This window comes from Pseudomonadota bacterium (assembly GCA_039815145.1).
Classification (GTDB): Bacteria; Pseudomonadota; Gammaproteobacteria; order Steroidobacterales; family JBCBZW01; genus JBCBZW01.
In genome coordinates this window covers 1-16,505 of sequence record JBCBZW010000001.1, presented here as the reverse complement: position 1 = coordinate 16,505, position 16,505 = coordinate 1, and the positions used below count along the sequence as shown (strand labels likewise).

The following is a 16,505-nucleotide window of genomic DNA, read 5'->3' as shown; positions in this document are numbered from 1 at the left end:
GATATCGAAACTGCTTGGGATGATGGAGTTGGGATGTTCGTCCCGTTCGCCGGGCTCTGGCGCCCGTGAGCGTGGTGCTTGTCGGTCTGCTCGACCGAGCGAATGGCAATGCCTAACGAATAGATCGGGTGCTATTCGCGGCCGAGAATCACGGTGAAGGTGCTGCCCAGTCCCGGTCCGGACTGGGCGTCGATGCGGCCTCCGTGGCGCTCGCACACGGTGGCGCACATGGCGAGGCCGAGCCCGGTGCCCGGTTGGGAGTGCGTGCCTCGCACCCGTGCAAAGCTCTCGAAGATTCGCTTGAGATGACCCTTATCGATGCCGATGCCGTTGTCGCTGACCGCGAAGGAGACGGTCTGTGCGTTGGGGGTGGGAAGGTTGCGGATTTCGATCGTCAGCGGGCGTGACGGCTCTCGGTACTTGATCGCATTGCCGAGGAGGTTGAGCAGCAGCACATGGAGTTGGAAGCGATCGCCGTTGATCTGCGGTAAGGGATCGTAGGCGACGTCGGCCTTCGTGTGCTCCAGGTCTGTTCGAAGGGCCGCCAGCACTTGCTTCAGCAATTCGTTCAGGTCGACGGGCTCGTGGGTTTGCTCTCGCCCCAGCACCGTCGCGTGCTCGAGTACCGCATCGATGCGATCGCCAAGCTGGTCGAGCTGTGTGCGGGCGATGTCCAACGGTGCGCGGTCGCCTAGGTGGCTCGCATTGTCTTCGAGGTACACATCGACGTAGGCACTCGCGGTGCGGATCGGCGCTTTGAGATCGTGAGCCAAGGAGTGGTTGAAGTGGCGCAGCTCCTCGATCCAATGCTTCAAGCGCGTGTTGGCTGATTCGAGGGCCTGTCGCTCGGCTCGCTTGTCGGCATCGTCTGCCCGCCTCGCGCGCACCTCCTCCTGAAGTTCCTCCCGGAGCTCGAAGAGATCCGCCATGGCCCGGTCGTAAATCCCCAGGAGGGCCTGAGAAATCTCGTCCGTGAGGTCGTAGGCGGCGCCCGAGTGCGCCAACAGGGTGCTCACCTGCTCGTGCATATCGCGCACGGCCGTCAGCGGTACGCGGGCGGCCAGCAGTCGACGGCCGATCTGTTCGATGCCTTCGCTGCCTTCGCCGCCTTCCAACACCTCGCGCAGCAGCGCGTGGTACGCGGAGATGATGTCGGTGCCGGGGCTGCTGGCCTTAGCCGTCATGGAGCAGGGCGTCGATGGCGAGGGTGAGCTCAGCCTGATCCGCCGGTTTGGTTAAGGTGACGACGTCGGCCAGATCGTCCGGCCTTGGCACCTCAGTTCCGTAGCCGGTCAGGAATAGAAAGGGTGTGGCAGCGGCCTTGAGGCGCCTGGCAATGGGGTAGCTGTTCTCCTCATTGAGGTTGATATCGAGGACCACGAAATCGAACGCGCTGTTGTCGAGCTGCTGCAGGGCCGACGCCTCGTTGGAGGCGAGTGTCACGCGTTCGAAGCCGATGGTCTCCATCATCGATTGGAGGTCGATGGACATGACGGAGTTGTCCTCGACAACGAGCACCGAACCACGCGTGCGGGGCGGTGTCGCGCTCGGATCATCGGCGAGCGCTTGCACGGCCTCGGGGCGGGTCGGTGGGACGCCCGTGAGCAGCGCGGACTCGGGCAACCAAAGCACCACTTCCACGCCTTGGGGGTGGAAGTGCAGGTCTACCGTGCCGTCGAGTTCGAAAGGGACTGCGTTGCGAATCAGGGTGGTCCCGAAGCCGGCGGCTTCGGGGGCCACCACCGGTGGTCCGCCCGACTCCACCCAGCGCATTCTCACGCCCTTGGCTTCGCGTGAAATAGCCACCTCGATACGGCCGCCGGTGATCGACAGGGCGCCGTACTTGGTGGCATTGGTGGTCATCTCATGCACGACGAGCGCCACCAGAGGACTCATGTCTGGACGGAAATGCGCATCGTCGCCATGGATGCGCACGTTGGCGCTGCCGTCCGCTGCCCGCTGCTCGAACGGCGCGAGCTCGGCGCTGACCAGTGAGCTGAGCGACACCCCACGGTTCGCGCTCTCGCTGCTCAGGTCGTGCGCCTTGGCCAGCGCCTCGATGCGCTTCTCCAGCGCCGCGGCGTAGCTGTCCAGGGAAGTGCGATGGCTGCGGGCCTGGCGGGTGATGGCCCGGATCAGGGCCAGGATATTGCGCACACGGTGGTTGAGTTCATTGATCATCACCTTCTGCTGGCGCGTGCGGTGGGTGAGGATCTCTCGGTCGAGCAGCAGCCGTCGCTGCAGGTCTTCAATCAACACCTCGCCCAGGCCGTGGGCGAGGGAACGGTCGGCGGCGGACCATGGTGTGCACTGGCCTCGCCTCTCCTCGAGATACAGACCGAAGGAGCCGCGCGGGCTGAGTCTGGTGCGCCCCGCGTCGTCCCTGATGTCCTTCTTCGGCTCGCCAGCCCAGCGAAAGGTGCTAGCCGTCTCCTCGCGGAATAGCACGATGCATCCAAGACCACCTAACGGGATGATCAGTGCGCCAGCGATGACGCCCAGGACAGCGCGGTCACAATGCAGGTGGGCAGCAAGACTGTCGACGCTGACGATATCGGTGACGTCGTCGATCAGTGCTTCCAGCGCGGCCGGCGGCGGGCAGAGGCCGAAGCTGCGCGGTGCGCGCTCGGCGAGTTGTAGGGCGAGGCCGCAGGCCTCGAACTGGCGCAGGAAGCGCACGTGGTCGGTGGCCAGCAGCTCTCCTAAGGGAGTGTCGTCATCTTGCTGCGTGCGCAGGGTATCGAGGAAGGCACGCTCGCGTTCGCGGTCTTCGGTGCTCGCCTCGTAGGCCAGCGCGGAGAGCTTCAGGTTAAAGTGCTTCAGGAACGGCAGCAGCAGCGTGCGAGTAGCCGTCGAGGGCACGTAGGCCTCGCGATGCTTGAAGGAGAACATCCCCCAGAGCTTGCCGCGGCTCATGATGGTGAGCGTCATGCTGGCTCGCGTGCCCATGTTGGCGAGGTACTGAATGTGTACGGGTGAGACGCCGCGCACCGTGGCCAGGGAGATATCGAGGGGAGGCGCGTGCGGGTCCGCGCTGGCGAGGTCGACCGGGGGCTGTTCGATGTCGGCGATCACCCGCAGCGGGGTTCGCAGCATCATCTCCCGCGCCTGCGGGGGGATGTCCCATTGGGGGAATCGCAGGCCGAGGAAGCTCTGGCCATCTGCGGCCACGCTTTCGGCCACCACTTCCCCCGAACCGTCATCGAGGAGCTTGAAGGCCATCACCTGGTCGACCCCGGTGAGGCGTCGCAGCCAGATCACCGCGTCGTCGAGGAGGGCGGGGAGATGCCGATGATCATCGATCTGGTCGAGGAGCTGCGTCAGCTGTTCGGCGAGATGCTCCGCCGCGGGTTGGCCGGGCTGCGTGGGCGTGAACTCTATGACGACGTGCTCGTCCACCCGAAAGGCCGAGGCGTCGAGCAAGCCCCTCACGCCTTCGCACTGCCCGAGACCCACCGCGCGCTCGTCGGGGCGCCGTAGGGGATCGGTCAGGGCATCCTGCAATCGCTTGAGTTGTTCGGCGCTCAGGAGCGTGGTGGGGGCGGAGCCAAGGAGCTCGGCGAGGGTGAATCCGACGAAACGAGGTAGGTTTTCACTCGCGTAGCGAATCTCGCTGAGGGCAGCGTCACAGCCGATCAGGGCACCCCAGGGTTGGATGCACCCGGGGATGTGGATGGGTTCGTCTGCGCAGTCCGCTAGGGCGCGGCTTTCGGCGTCGGATCCGACTGCCATGGGAGTATCCCTCGCTCGGCTGTCCGTTCGCTCTCCCGGGGCGCCTCGAGCACGCCCGTGCGGCCAGTATAGGGGGAACTTCGGTGCGCCGGGAGCTGCGCGGATGAACTCCCGTGGCTAACGCTTGCGCAAGCGCTCCTCCCAGAAGCTGGCCTTGCGAATGCCGAGGCTCTTCGGGTCGAAGGTGTAGGTGGTGGCGCCCTCGCGGCGCTGCCGCTCGTAGTCCTTGAGGGCCATCAGCGATGGCTTGCCCATGAAGAAGAGGATCAAGATCCCCACCACGTTGAGCCAGGCCATCAGGCCCACGCCGAGGTCGCCCATGGCCCAGGCCAGGTTGGCGGTGCGGATGGTGCCGTAGAACACCGCTCCCATCAGTACCAGCTTCAGCACCAGCAGTTCGCCGGGAATGCGAATCGTGCGCCGGATGTAGGCCACGTTGGTCTCCGCGATGTAGTAGTAGGCGAGCATCGTGGTGAAGGCGAAGAAGAAGAGGGCCAGGGCGATGAAGGGCTTGCCGACACCGGGCAACATGCTCTCCACCGCGTACTGGGTGAAGGCGGGGCTGCTGGCCACCAGTTCTGGCGAGAGGTTCTGGATCAGGAAGCCGCCGTCGGGGTTGTGCACGTTGTAGGCGCCGGTGATCAGGATCATCAAGGCGGTGGCCGTGCACACGAACAGGGTGTCGACGTACACGGAGAAGGCCTGCACGAGGCCTTGCTGCGCTGGATGCTCCACCTCGGAGGCAGCGGCAGCGTGCGGGCCGGTGCCTTGACCTGCCTCGTTGGAGTACACGCCGCGCTTGACGCCCCAGCCGATGGCGGCGCCGAAGCCCGCCATGGGGGTGAAGGCGTCGCCCACGATGAGGCCCAGGATGGCGGGCACCTTGGCGATGTTCATCACCACGATGATCACGGCGGTGACGATGTAGGCGAGCGCCATCAAGGGCACCACCACCTGCGTCACCTTGGCGATGCGCTTCACGCCGCCGAAGATGATGATGCCAAGGAGGGACACGACCACCGTAGCGGTGATGAGCTTGGTGCTGCCCACTTCGCCGAAGAAGGTGTTGATCGTGGCACCTGGGCCTAGGGCCACCTCCACCGCGTTGCCGATCGCGTTCGACTGCACCCCGGGCAGCAGGAATCCGCAGGAGAGCAGGGTGATCAGGGCGAAGGCCCAGCCGTACCACGCCTGGCCCATGGCCTTTTCGATGTAGTACGCGGGTCCGCCGCGGTACTCACCCTCGTCCTCCTCCTTATAGATCTGCCCGAGGGTCGACTCCACGTAGGCGGTCGATGCGCCGAGGAAGGCCACTATCCACATCCAGAACACCGCGCCCGGACCGCCGAAGCCGATGGCGGCGGCCACGCCCGCGATGTTGCCGGTGCCGACGCGACCGGAGAGAGAAACGGATAAGGCCTGGAAGGAGGAGATCCCGCGCTCGGAGCCCTTGCCGCTGAACAGCAGGCGCAGCATCTCCCCGAACATGCGTACTTGGACGAAGCGGGTCAGCACCGAGTAGAACAGGCCAGCACCCAGGAGCAGGTAGATGAGCGCGGGGCTCCAGATGAAGCCGTTGAGAGTACTGACCAGGGAATCCATAGGCGCTGCGCTTCCGTCCGATGAGTGGCAGCGGCCGAGTCTAACCCGGTTTTCGCCTCGCCTGCTGAGCGGCGCGGCGCTGGCAGGAGTATGATGCGCGGCCCGCGCTGCCTTCGAGCAACGCCCCTGAACCGACCCCCGCAGAGATCCCATGGCCCCCGAAGACGCCACCCCCACGCCCGCCTTTCGCGAACTCGGGCTCGCACCCAATCTGGTGCAAGCCCTGGACGCCCTCGGCTACGAGCACCCCACGCCGATCCAGGCACAGGCGATTCCGCTGTTGCTGGCGGGCCGCGACCTGCTCGGCCACGCCCCCACCGGCACGGGCAAGACGGCGGCCTTCGCCCTGCCGTTGCTCTCGCGCCTCGATCTCGAGGCTCGTGGCGTGCAGTTGCTCACGCTCTGCCCTACGCGCGAGCTGGCGATCCAGGTGGCGGAGGCCTTCAAGCGTTACGCGGCGCACCTTCCCGGCTTTCGCGTACTCCCGATCTACGGCGGCCAGGAGTACGGCGGGCAGCTGCGCCAGCTCCGCCGCGGCGTGCACGTGGTGGTGGGCACGCCCGGGCGCGTGATGGACCACATGCGTCGCGACACCCTGCGCCTGGATTCCGTGTCGGCGTTGGTGCTCGACGAGGCGGACGAGATGTTGCGCATGGGCTTCGTGGAAGAGGTGGAGTGGATCCTCGAGCAGACGCCGGCCGAGCGCCAGCTAGCGCTTTTCTCAGCCACCATGCCCCGGGAGGTGGAGCGCATCGCACGCCGCCACCTGCGCTCGCCGGAGGAGATCAGCGTTCGCGCCACCACCGCCACGGCCGAAACCATTCGCCAGCGCTACTGGCAGGTGAGCGGCGTGCACAAGCTCGACGCCCTCACGCGCATCCTCGAAGTGGAACCCTTCGACGGCTTGCTGATCTTCGTGCGCACGCGCACTGCGACCGTCGAGCTCGCCGAACGCTTACAGGCGCGCGGCCATGCCGCCGAGGCGATGAGCGGCGATATGGCGCAGAAGCACCGTGAGCAGATGATCGAGCGCTTTCGCGGTGGATCCCTGGACATCCTCGTGGCCACTGATGTCGCCGCGCGCGGCCTCGATGTGGACCGCGTCAGCCACGTGATCAACTTCGACATTCCCAACGATCCGCAAACCTACATCCACCGCATCGGGCGCACGGGTCGCGCCGGCCGCCGGGGCGATGCGATCCTGTTCGTGGCCCCGCGTGAGAAGCGCCTGCTGTACGCGATCGAGCGTGCCACGCGCCAGCGCATCGAGCGCCTCACTCTGCCGACGACGCAAGCGGTCAACAACCAGCGCATCGCCAACTTCAAGCAGAAGATCACCGAGACGCTCGCCGCCGGTGAGGTCGACTTCATGCGCGGCCTCATCGAGCAGTATCGCGACGAACACGACGTCTCGGAGGTGGATATCGCGGCCGCCCTGGCCCAGCTATCTCTGGGCGATAAGCCGCTTCTCCTAGAGGAGCGAGAGGAGCCGGCACCTCGCCCCGATCGAGGGGAGCGCCCCAAGCGATCCTCGCGTCAGGACGATGCGGGCGGCCCTCGGCCTAAGCGCGCGCCTCGGCGTGAGCCACGCGAGGATGCTCGACCGGCCCGCCCACCGCGACGCGACCGAGGCCCAGACCCCGACAGCGAGCGCTTTCGCATCGAAGTGGGCGCCAGCCACGGCGTGAAGCCGGGCAACATCGTCGGCGCCATCGCCAACGAGGCGGGCCTCGACGGGCGCTACATCGGCCACATCCGGATCGAGGACGATCACAGCTTTGTGGATCTCCCCAAGGGCATGCCCAAGGCAATCTTCCAGTCCCTGAAGAAGGTGCGCGTCTGCGGGCAGGCGCTCGCCATCACCCGCCAACGCCACGCTGGCAGCAGTAGTGGCAGCCAGGGCGACGACCACTCCGAGGGCTAGCGTCAGCCCATCGCCGGCACCCGCGCGAGGTCATCGCGCAGCCAGTCGATCAGCCGTCGAAGGCGCGCGGGCACGAGGCGCGCGCTGGGGTACACCAGGGAGACGGGGCTGGGCGCCACCTCATGCTCAGTCAGTACTTCCACTAGGTCTGCGTTCACCACGTGATCGTGCACCTGGTAGTAGAGGAAACGGCCGAAGCCGCTGCCGGCCCGGCAAGCGGTCACCGCCGCCTTGATCTGATTGCAGGCGAAGGGACCGTCAACCTTGACCTGTCGTTCGTCCTGACCGACGCCGAAGCGCCAGGTGCTGCGCTGATGAGGCAGGTTGGAGAGGCGCACGCAGGGCAGCTCACCCAGGGCCTGGGGCTGGCGCGGGGTGCCCACCTTGGCGAGCAGGTCCGGACTCGCCACGACCACCTGGCGCATGGTGCCGACCGCGATCGCCACCATCGTGGAGTCCGCCAGGTCACCGATGCGCACCGCCAGATCGATGTGTTCCTCCACCAGATCGACGTTGCGGTCGGCGAGGGCGAGCTCCACGCGCATGGCGGGAAAGCGCTCGAGGAAGCGCAGCACCGCGGGGGTGACGTGGTGGGTGCCGAACTCGAGCGGGGCGGACAGGCGCAGCTCGCCCCGAGGATCGCCCTCCTGGGGGCCGATGGCCGCCTCCGCATCCTCCACGTCCGCCAGGATTCGCCTGCACCGCGCCAGGTAGTCCCGCCCCTCCGGCGTCAGGGACATGCGCCGCGTCGTCCGCTGCAGCAGGCGCGTGCCGAGGTGTGCCTCCAGTGCCCCCAGCGTGCGCACCATCGACGGTTGCGAACGGTCCAGGGCCTGGGCGGCGGCGGTGATGCTGCCCTGATCGGCGATTTCCACGAACGCGCGCATCGCAAACAGCTTGTCCATCGCACGGCCCCGGGGTTATTGCTTCAAAAAATGAAGAAATCTTATTCATTTTTGAGCATTTATTCATTTGGGCCGTCGCCGCAGACTCTCCTCCCACTGATTCCACAGCCTCGGGAGACCAGCAGCAGCCATGGCAACAGCACACGCGCGAACCGCCGGCGCCCACCACATCGGCCTGACCGTGGCCGATTTGCACGCCGCCAAACACTTCTTCCTAGACGCCCTCGGCTTCGAGCAGGTGGGCGAGGTGGCGGACTACCCCGCCGTCTTCGTCAGCGATGGCACGGTGATGATCACCCTGTGGCGGGCCGAAGACCCGGCCACGGCGAGCGCCTTCGATCGTCGCCTCAACCTAGGCCTGCACCACTTTGCCCTGCGCGTACCCGGCGGCGATGAAGCGCTGGCGAGCCTCGCGGACGACCTGGCCCGTCGCGACGATGTCGAGATCGAATTCCGCCCGGAAGCGCTCGGCACCACGCCGCTCAAGCACATGATGGTGCGCATCCCGGGCGGCAACCTGCGCCTCGAATTGATCGCGGCCTAAGTGCCAGGACATCCCGGAGCCCCCGCATGACGACCGCAGGTCCCCTCATTCCCCAAGACGCCTCGCCCTTTCACGCGGGCGAGCAGACCATGCAATCGCGCGCAGGCGTGCGGGAGCAGACCGAGCAGTGGGGGCGGCAGATCGTCCGTTCCCACCTGCCGGAGCAGCATCGCGACTTCTATTCGCAACTGCCCTTCGTGGTGGTGGCGGCACGGGACGACGCCGAGCGGGTCTGGGCCAGCATCCTGAGCGGCGCACCCGGGTTCATCACCTCGCCGGATCCCTCCAGTCTGGCCATGGCCACCAGGCCCTTGCCCGGCGACGCGCTAGAGCAATCATTAGGTGCGGGTGCAGACCTCGGGATGTTGGGCATCGAACTGCACAGTCGCCGCCGCAATCGGGTGAACGGCACGCTCACCCAGGTGGGGCGGCGCGGGATGACCCTGGAGGTCGGGCAGACCTTCGGCAACTGCCCCCAGTACATCACCGAACGGCAATGGCAGGCGGTGGCGGTGGATAGCGCCAAGACGCTGGCGAGCCGATCACGGTCGCTGGATGCGAGCGCCCAGGCCTGGATAGCCTCCGCGGACACCCTCTTCATCGCCTCCGGCTTCGCCCAGCGCCGCCATGCGGGAGATGCCCTGGGCATGGACGCGTCACACCGGGGCGGCGTTCCCGGGTTCGTCACGGTGCAGAGCGATCGTCGCCTGGTGATTCCGGACTACGCCGGCAACAACCACTTCAACACCGTGGGCAATCTGTTGCTGGACCCCCGCGTCGGCCTGCTCTTCGTCGACTTCAAGCGCGGCAGCCTGCTCCAGCTCACGGGGCGGGCGACGATCGAGGAGAACCCCGACGCGGTGAGCACATACGCGGGGGCCAAGCGCCTGATCGTGGTGGACGTGGAGGCGGTCAATCGCCTCGACGACGTGCTTCCCCTGCGTTGGGCGGACCCGTCCACGAGCGTGCGCGAGCTGCGGGTGATCGCCAAAGAGGCGCAGAGCGCGGATGTCACCTCCTTCAAGCTGGCACCCCCCGAGGGTGATACGCAGGCCCTCGCGGCCTACCAACCCGGGCAACACCTGCCCATCGAGGTGGAGATCGATGGGCAATGGGAATCGCGTACCTACACGCTCTCTCAGGCCCCGGGTCATGACCACTACCGGATCAGCGTGAAGCGCGAGGCGCATGGGCGCGTGTCCCGCTTCCTGCACGATGCCCTCGCCGTCGGCGATGTGCTGCGGGCGCGCGCGCCCGCGGGCGACTTCGTGTTGCGCGAGAGCGAGCGGCCGATCGTCCTCGCGAGTGCGGGCGTTGGCGTCACGCCCATGCTGAGCATGCTGGAGACGCTCGCCGCCGCGCGAGACCCGCGGCCCCTGACCTTTCTCCACGGCGCGCGCGACGGCGATCACTACCCTTTCGCGGATGCCATCGAGGGTTGGGTGCGCGAGCATGGCAACGCCAGCGCGATCACCCGCTTCAGTCGGTCCGTGCCATCGCAGCTGAGGGGCGCTGGCGTTGTGGAGCGCGGCCGCCTCGACGTCGCGCTGCTCGCGCAGGTGAACCCGGCGCTCGATGCGGACTTCTACCTCTGCGGCCCGCAGGCGTTTCTCTCCGCCATGACAGCTGGATTGCGCGCCCTGGGGGTGGCGGAGGACCGCATCCTCCTGGAGACGTTCTGACCGGAGTGACTACGCGAAAGCGTTGTCGTTCACTCGCGCTCGAAGTGCGGCAGCACGCGCAAGCGCACGTAGGGCTGATGCTGTTGATTGGAGAACACCGCATCAAACTGCTGCAGGCCGGCCAGGGCGCCCGCCAGGCGACCTGCCTCGGCGCCCGTGGCGCGCCCGAACACGCCCGTGACGATGCGTCGGCGGCGCTGGGCGTCGGAGTTGTAGAGGTAGAGCTTGCTGGCGAGGTTGCCGACCAGATCCGGGGAGAGATCGTCCGGGAACTGCGTACCCACCACCACGGCCACGCCGAAGGCGCGTCCCTCGCGCGCGAGCTGGATCAGGCGTTCCGATTGCGAGGCACGCCACGCCTCGTCGAACACCAACACCCGGCGCAGGGCGCGCGGTTGCTCCCCGCGCAGCATGTAGCCCTGCAATTGGATCAGGATCATCTCTGCCAGGGCAGACTTCAGGCGATCGTCGTTCGGCAGGTTGTTGAAGGAGAGTACGTAGCGCCCCGCCATGAGTTCGGCGAAGGTCAGGCGGGCGCCGGCGTCGCCCGGCAGCAGGCGCATCTCGTGCAGTAGACCTAAGCGATTGCTGAGGCTGGTGGCGGTGGTCGATTCATCACGCAGGGCGATGGTGATCGCATCGTGCAGCGACGGTGACTTGATCTGCTCCACGGGCAGCCATTCGCGCAGTGGCTGCAGCCTGTCTTCGAAGCCCTGAATGATGCTGGCGCGCAGCAGCGCGGTCTGTTGCTCGCCGAGGTGCAAGGTGGTGGCGAGCACGCGCGCCACCTCGAACACGTGCGGCATGATCTGCGCGCCGCTCTCGCCCTGGGGCGGTGGTCGGAAGGGGTTGAAGGGCACGCCGTCCTGCAGGTCGATCACCTCGAAGCCGTGCGTACGCGCGAACTCCCCCGAGTAGTCGTTCTTGAAGTCGAAGACCAGCGTCGGGCAGTCGAGGCGCGCCGCATCGGCGAGCAGGGCCTTGATGATCTGAGTCTTGCCTTGGCCTGCGTCGCCGGACACGGTGAGGCCGAAGTTGGGCAGGGCGCGGCTCGCGCCCTGATCCAGGTGCCAGAAGATGGGGCGCTCCCCGTCGCCGTGGCCGATGAGCATGCGTGCCGTGTCGCGGGGGTCACCGAAGGGGCGCGCATGAATCGGGCTCACTAGCACGGGTGGCGCGCTCTCGTCGCTTTCCGCCGGCAGCTCTGCGAGGGCCTGCGTGGGCGCCAAGGGGGTGTCGTCGTCGGCCACGTCCGCCGAGTCTTCGCTGACGCCCGTACTCACCCCCTGCGCGTCGTCCTCGGCGTAGCCGTTGGCGTCTGACTTCACCAGCGTGAGTCGGGCGGGGTTGGCTTGCGGGCGGGCGAGGGAGGCCAGGGGGCCAATCGCCACTTCGCGGGTGAGGAAGCGCCGTTCGCGACGCCAGTCCGCGAAGGCGGGCGCGTCGGCGAACTCACCGATGAACTCCCGTGCCGTGGCCAGTTCGGTCCAGTGCTGCTTCTCCGTCGGCGCGACGCGTCCCCCCGCGTCGAGCAAGTTGACCAGCGCGGGGCCGGTGGTGAGGCGGCGCAGGTCCTTGAGGCTGCGGTTCGGTTCCGTGCCGTCGAAGCCGCTCACCGTGCCGAGGCGGAAGATGGCCGGGGAGGCGTCGGTGCAGTGCTGGAGGAACAGATCGATCTGCCGGCGCAGGGCGCGGCCGCGCACCGGGGCGTCGGCGAAGGCGATCTCCCACGCCTCCAGCCGTTGCTCACCGTCCACCAGGAACTCCACCCGCAGGATGCGGCAGGGGTGGGGGCCTCCCAGGTGCTTGCGGCTGAGGTGCGTGCCGGTGAGGCCGATGATCTCGAGCGCCGACTCGCGGATCAGCCAGCTCAGCAACTCGATGCGCTGCTCGTCGGAGAAGCTGCGCGCGCCGCCCACGGCCTGGTCGCGGCGGTCCTCCCAGGCCTTGTCGAAGTCGACGGATTGCGAGGCGCCGGCGGGCGCCGATGCCTTGTCGCTGAAGGCGTCCTGGCTAAGGAATCCACTCGCAGCGATGCATCGCTCGCGGTAAGCGCGCACCGACTCGAGCACGTGACGGGGTTGCAGGGACCCCTCGCGCCACAGCCAGGCGGGGGAGATACGGTCCGCCGCCTGCACTTCGCTGACATCGATGTCCGCGCGCTCCAGCAGCACCTGGGCGCGGCGCTGGAGGATGCGCTGGATCTCCATCGGCTTTGGCGGGCGCATCTGGACGGGGGCGGGCTGCATCTCCAGGCGCTGGCGCAAGCTCGCCGGCAGGGTGGGCAGGCGGGCGAGGATGTCGGACAGGGCGCAGATGATCACCCCGGTGCCCTGGATACCGTCTTCGCACAGCTGGATGGCCGAGGCCAGGAAGCTCTCGAGCAGGGAGAGCGAGCCGATCTGTTCGGTGCTCTCGATCTGATCGATAGCGAGGATGAAGGGCGCGCCGGTGGCGTGGCAGATGCGGGCGAGGCTGAGCAGCACGTCCGTGCGCTGGTCGTTGTGGCGCAGGGGCTCGAGGAAAAGGGAGCCGAAGCTCTGGTGGGACGAGGAGCCGTTGACCCAGGCCTTGAAGGGCAGGCCGCAGTCGTCGGCGCGCGCCAGCAGTCCTGCCACGACGACACGATCGTCCGCGGTCACCCCCGCGTTCTTCAGTTGCTTGGTGATCTTGCGCGCGGCGTTGACGGCGAGCTTGTCGAGCACCTCCTCGTCCACGTCCGCATCGCGCTTGGCCTTGAAGCGCTTGCGCTGATCCGGGGCGTGGGACCACAGGATCGTGGCCAGGCGTTCCAGGGGCGAGAGGCCGTCTTGATCGACGAACTTGTCCGTGGCGAGCTCGTCGAAGATCTTCTTCACGAACCAGCGCGATAGCTCGTTGGCGTCGATATCGACGGCGAGCTGCATCAGCACGGGGTAGGCCTTGCCACGCCGGGCGAGCTTGGCCAGCTCCGTGGTCAGGCAATGGGTTTTGCCGAGGCCCGCTTCGCCCTTGACCAGCAGCACGCGATCGCCGGGGCTGGCGTCTTCATGCGCTGCGCGCACCACGTTCAAGATGCCCTGGCGCACTTCGGCGTGGATGCTGGGCACATCGAGGCTGATCGCATCGCGCGCCCAGGTGGCCGTGGCGAAGCGCGAGTAGATGCCGCTGAAGTGCTCGCTGGCGAGGGCGTGGAAGAGGGCGTCCTCGGTGCTCACAGGCCGCGCTCCACGAAGTGCAGGGCGCCGCTCGGCACGGCGATCTCGCTGCGCTCGCGGGTGGCGGCGTCCAGGGCGCGAGGGTCGTCCAGGGGCAGTAACGCGAGCAAGCCCGCGTGCGAGGCCTTGAGCAGGCGCGCCTTGAACTGCGCCAGGGTGCCGGCATCGGCGTGGCGGCGGCCGTACTCGTCGTAGACGTGATCAACGGGCGTCTTGTGGCCGAAGGGGCCCGTGTGAGCGGTGCGCGCGATGTTGACCACGTGCTGGGCGAACTGGCGCAGGCTGGGGCTTGCCGGGCGCGCACGGTTCGTGCGGGTAGATGGCGGATCGGCTGGCGTGGCGCTGGCCAGGCCGTACTCCAGGGCCAACTGGGCGAGCGCCTGGCGTAGGCGCTCGACGTGGGCGAGATCGGTGCTGATGCGCCGTGCCGTCTCGCGCAGTTCGACGGCAGCCCCGGGCGGCGCCAGGGCCACGACCCCGCGCAGTACCAGCGCGCCGGTGGCCTGGCTGAGGGTGACCGTGCCTTCGTCCAAGGGCAGGGCGTAGAGGCGGGTCAACAGCACCGCCCGTAGCGTATCGGGGCGGGCGGCGCGCGCCGCGCGGGCACTGTCCGGCCGGTAGCCCAGGCACAGGGCGGGTTCCACCCGGCGGCGCCAGCGTCCCCCGTCGGGGTCGATATCGCCGAAGCGCTGCGTGGCTTCCCGCCGCCCGGCGTCGGTCAGCGTGACCTGCTTGGCGCGTGGGGCGATCCACGCGTTCGCGGTGAGCTCGCCGATGGCCTTCATCCAATGGACTGCCGGCAGCCGAGAACTCAGGTCGCTCGCCAGCTGACGCGCCGAGCGACGCGCATCACCCACCGTGGCCAGACGAGCCAGCAGATAGTTCTGCGTGCTAACCGGCGCAATCGGCGGAGAGGTCACGTGAGAGTTCCTTTCTCGGGTGGGCGGGAAGGCCAGGGCAACGGCCATTCGCAACTTGAGGCTTAGCATACCGCGTTGGCGTGTTGGGCGGGTGCAACGGGCTGGGTCGGCGGCGTCGATCGTCGCCTCGACGGCGCTGGTCTGGCCGGTCGTCAGCGGGTCTTTTGGCGCGCGGTGTCTCGTTCCCGGGCCCGATGAGCCACGGCGCGCTGCAGGGCGCGGCAAGCCGGAAGGTGGTGTCGGGAGTCTGCTACGCTGGGGCTCGCCTCGGCCTGGAGGGGAGCGGAGGCGTCGCCTGCGGGCGCGAGGGGAGGCTGCGGTGCATCGAATTCGCCTATCTTTTCCGTTCGGCAATAGATCATGGATGGGTGGTCGACAGTTGAGTGAACGGTCGGGTTAGCCAGGAGAAGAGGATGGAGTTGATTCTGATCAGTGCCATGAGCGATGCCCGGGTGATCGGCCGCGGCGATGGTCTGCCCTGGGAGATCCCGGAGGAGTACGCGCACTTCCTGGCGCAGGTCCGCGATCACCCAATCGTGATGGGGCGGCGCAGCTACGAGATCTTCGGCGCGGATCTCATCGCCTCGCCGATGCTGGTGGTGAGCCGAACTCTCGCATCAGCCGTGGGCGCGAACATGCGGGTGTGTACCTCCCTCGAGGAGGCCTTACGTCAGGCGTCGACGCTCGATGAGCGCGTATTCGTGGCCGGTGGCGCGCGGGTCTACGCCGAGACCTTGCCGCAGGCAGATGCCCTCTACCTCTCGATCGTCCGCGGTGACTACGAAGGCGATACCTACTTTCCGGCATTCGACGAAGCGCAATGGGAGATCACGCGCCGCGACCACCACGAGCGCTTCGAATTCCGCATCTACGAGCGCCGCTGACCCGCCGGCCAGCGGCGCCTGTCACCGTGTGCCGGCGCACCCACCTCACGGGATAACCGTTCGCCGACATTCGAGGCGACCTTTCCCGCCCTGACGACATCCAAGTGCCGTGTCCGATGTCTCGCGGCGGGCGCGCGGTGCTTACCGAGCCCGCGTTCGCGCTGCCCCTACGGTAAGCGGTGCTCAACCCCATGGACCTGACTCGATTCAGCCTGCGCAACCCGGCCGCCCTGGCCGTGCTCCTGGCCCTCCTCGCCCTGTTCGGGGTGCTCGCCATCGCGGGGCGGCCGATTCAGCTGCTGCCGACCCTCGAGCAGCCCCAGATCTCCGTCAATACGGGGTGGCGCGAGGCGGCACCGGCGGAGGTGGAGTCGCAGATCATCGAGCCCCAGGAGAGCGTGCTGCGGCGCACGCCCGGCGTGCTCGAGATGCAGTCCACGATCTCCCGCGGCTTCGGCTCGATCACCCTGACCTTCGCCGTCGACGCGGACATGAACGAGGCGTTGATCAACGTGATCAACAACCTCAACCAGACCCCGCCGCTGCCGGCCGACGCCAACGAGCCCTTCGTCGGCATGGGCGGCCAGGGCGGCGGCAACTACGCGGCCTCGATCCAGATCTACCCGCGCCGCGAAAACGCCAACACGAACATGGACTCCCCCGAGTACCAGCGCGTGCTCGAGAACGTGGTGGAACCCGCCCTGGCCCGCATCGACGGCGTGGCGCGCGTCGACATGAACGGTCAGCGTCCGCAGGAGATTCGGATCACCTTCGATCCCTACCGAGCGGCGGCGCTCGGCATCGATGTGGCCGCCATGCAGGGCGCGCTCACGGGCGCCAGCGACGCGTCCGGTGGCTTTGCCGACATCGGCCGACGCCAGTACACCGTGCGCTACATCGGTCAGCACGACGTGGACACCCTGGGTGACCTCATCGTCGGCTGGGTCGAGCAGCGGCCCATCCACCTGCGCGAGGTGGCGATCGTCGAGAAGCGCATGATCGACCCCTTCGGCGTCAACATCCGCTCCGGCTACCCCGCCTCCTATGTGGGCGTGGCGGGCACCAACGACGCCAACACGGTGGCCGTGCTCGACGACGTCAACGCCGTACTGGAT

The 16,505-nt window shown here is 67.5% G+C and carries 11 protein-coding genes; 5 read left to right on the top strand and 6 right to left on the bottom strand.

The genetic code is table 11. The annotated features are described in order from the left end of the window. Positions 1–131: 131 nt before the first annotated feature. The 3 genes from AAF184_00055 to AAF184_00045 form a co-directional block, all read right to left on the bottom strand. The gene (locus AAF184_00055) at positions 132–1,184 is read right to left on the bottom strand and encodes an ATP-binding protein (protein MEO0420698.1); all 1,053 of its coding nucleotides are present in this window, start codon (positions 1,182–1,184) and stop codon (positions 132–134) included. Continuing rightward, positions 1,174–3,732, bottom strand: a complete 2,559-nt coding sequence (locus AAF184_00050) for an HWE histidine kinase domain-containing protein (GenBank protein MEO0420697.1) — start codon at positions 3,730–3,732, stop codon at positions 1,174–1,176. Before AAF184_00050 ends, AAF184_00055 begins: the two co-directional genes overlap by 11 nt. Before the next feature lie 117 nt (positions 3,733–3,849). Continuing rightward, positions 3,850–5,334, bottom strand: coding sequence for an alanine/glycine:cation symporter family protein (locus AAF184_00045; protein MEO0420696.1), 1,485 nt, complete (start codon positions 5,332–5,334; stop codon positions 3,850–3,852). A gap of 151 nt (positions 5,335–5,485) precedes the next feature. On the opposite strand from AAF184_00045, the gene AAF184_00040 reads away from it, so the two are divergent. Beyond that, complete coding sequence (locus AAF184_00040; GenBank protein ID MEO0420695.1) at positions 5,486–7,258, top strand: DEAD/DEAH box helicase; 1,773 nt, start codon at positions 5,486–5,488, stop codon at positions 7,256–7,258. Positions 7,259–7,260: 2 nt separating this feature from the next. On the opposite strand, the gene AAF184_00035 is transcribed toward AAF184_00040, so the two are convergent. Continuing rightward, complete coding sequence (locus AAF184_00035; protein MEO0420694.1) at positions 7,261–8,163, bottom strand: LysR family transcriptional regulator; 903 nt, start codon at positions 8,161–8,163, stop codon at positions 7,261–7,263. Between the two features lie 130 nt (positions 8,164–8,293). Here AAF184_00035 and AAF184_00030 point away from each other — a divergent pair, with 130 nt between their 5' ends. Next, positions 8,294–8,707 (top strand): VOC family protein, encoded by a 414-nt coding sequence (locus AAF184_00030; GenBank protein MEO0420693.1) that lies wholly within the window; start codon positions 8,294–8,296, stop codon positions 8,705–8,707. 26 nt (positions 8,708–8,733) lie between these two features. Then, complete coding sequence (locus AAF184_00025) at positions 8,734–10,389, top strand: pyridoxamine 5'-phosphate oxidase family protein (GenBank protein ID MEO0420692.1); 1,656 nt, start codon at positions 8,734–8,736, stop codon at positions 10,387–10,389. Between the two features lie 29 nt (positions 10,390–10,418). On the opposite strand, the gene AAF184_00020 is transcribed toward AAF184_00025, so the two are convergent. Both AAF184_00020 and AAF184_00015 read right to left on the bottom strand, forming a co-directional pair. After that, the gene (locus AAF184_00020) at positions 10,419–13,586 is read right to left on the bottom strand and encodes a hypothetical protein (GenBank protein ID MEO0420691.1); all 3,168 of its coding nucleotides are present in this window, start codon (positions 13,584–13,586) and stop codon (positions 10,419–10,421) included. Continuing rightward, entirely contained in the window at positions 13,583–14,506 is a 924-nt protein-coding gene (locus AAF184_00015) for a hypothetical protein (GenBank protein MEO0420690.1), read from the bottom strand. Before AAF184_00015 ends, AAF184_00020 begins: the two co-directional genes overlap by 4 nt. Positions 14,507–14,919: 413 nt before the next feature. On the opposite strand from AAF184_00015, the gene AAF184_00010 reads away from it, so the two are divergent. After that, the gene (locus tag AAF184_00010; GenBank protein ID MEO0420689.1) at positions 14,920–15,390 is read left to right on the top strand and encodes a dihydrofolate reductase; all 471 of its coding nucleotides are present in this window, start codon (positions 14,920–14,922) and stop codon (positions 15,388–15,390) included. Positions 15,391–15,581: 191 nt separating this feature from the next. Continuing rightward, on the top strand, positions 15,582–16,505 hold a 924-nt coding region (locus AAF184_00005; GenBank protein ID MEO0420688.1), incomplete at its 3' end, for an efflux RND transporter permease subunit.

Coding starts and splice junctions, on each gene's coding strand:
- AAF184_00055 (MEO0420698.1), bottom strand. CDS start 1,184: ATGACGGCTAAGGCCAGCAGCCCCGGCACCGACATCATCTCCGCGTAC.
- AAF184_00050 (MEO0420697.1), bottom strand. CDS start 3,732: ATGGCAGTCGGATCCGACGCCGAAAGCCGCGCCCTAGCGGACTGCGCA.
- AAF184_00045 (MEO0420696.1), bottom strand. CDS start 5,334: ATGGATTCCCTGGTCAGTACTCTCAACGGCTTCATCTGGAGCCCCGCG.
- AAF184_00040 (MEO0420695.1), top strand. CDS start 5,486: ATGGCCCCCGAAGACGCCACCCCCACGCCCGCCTTTCGCGAACTCGGG.
- AAF184_00035 (MEO0420694.1), bottom strand. CDS start 8,163: ATGGACAAGCTGTTTGCGATGCGCGCGTTCGTGGAAATCGCCGATCAG.
- AAF184_00030 (MEO0420693.1), top strand. CDS start 8,294: ATGGCAACAGCACACGCGCGAACCGCCGGCGCCCACCACATCGGCCTG.
- AAF184_00025 (MEO0420692.1), top strand. CDS start 8,734: ATGACGACCGCAGGTCCCCTCATTCCCCAAGACGCCTCGCCCTTTCAC.
- AAF184_00010 (MEO0420689.1), top strand. CDS start 14,920: ATGGAGTTGATTCTGATCAGTGCCATGAGCGATGCCCGGGTGATCGGC.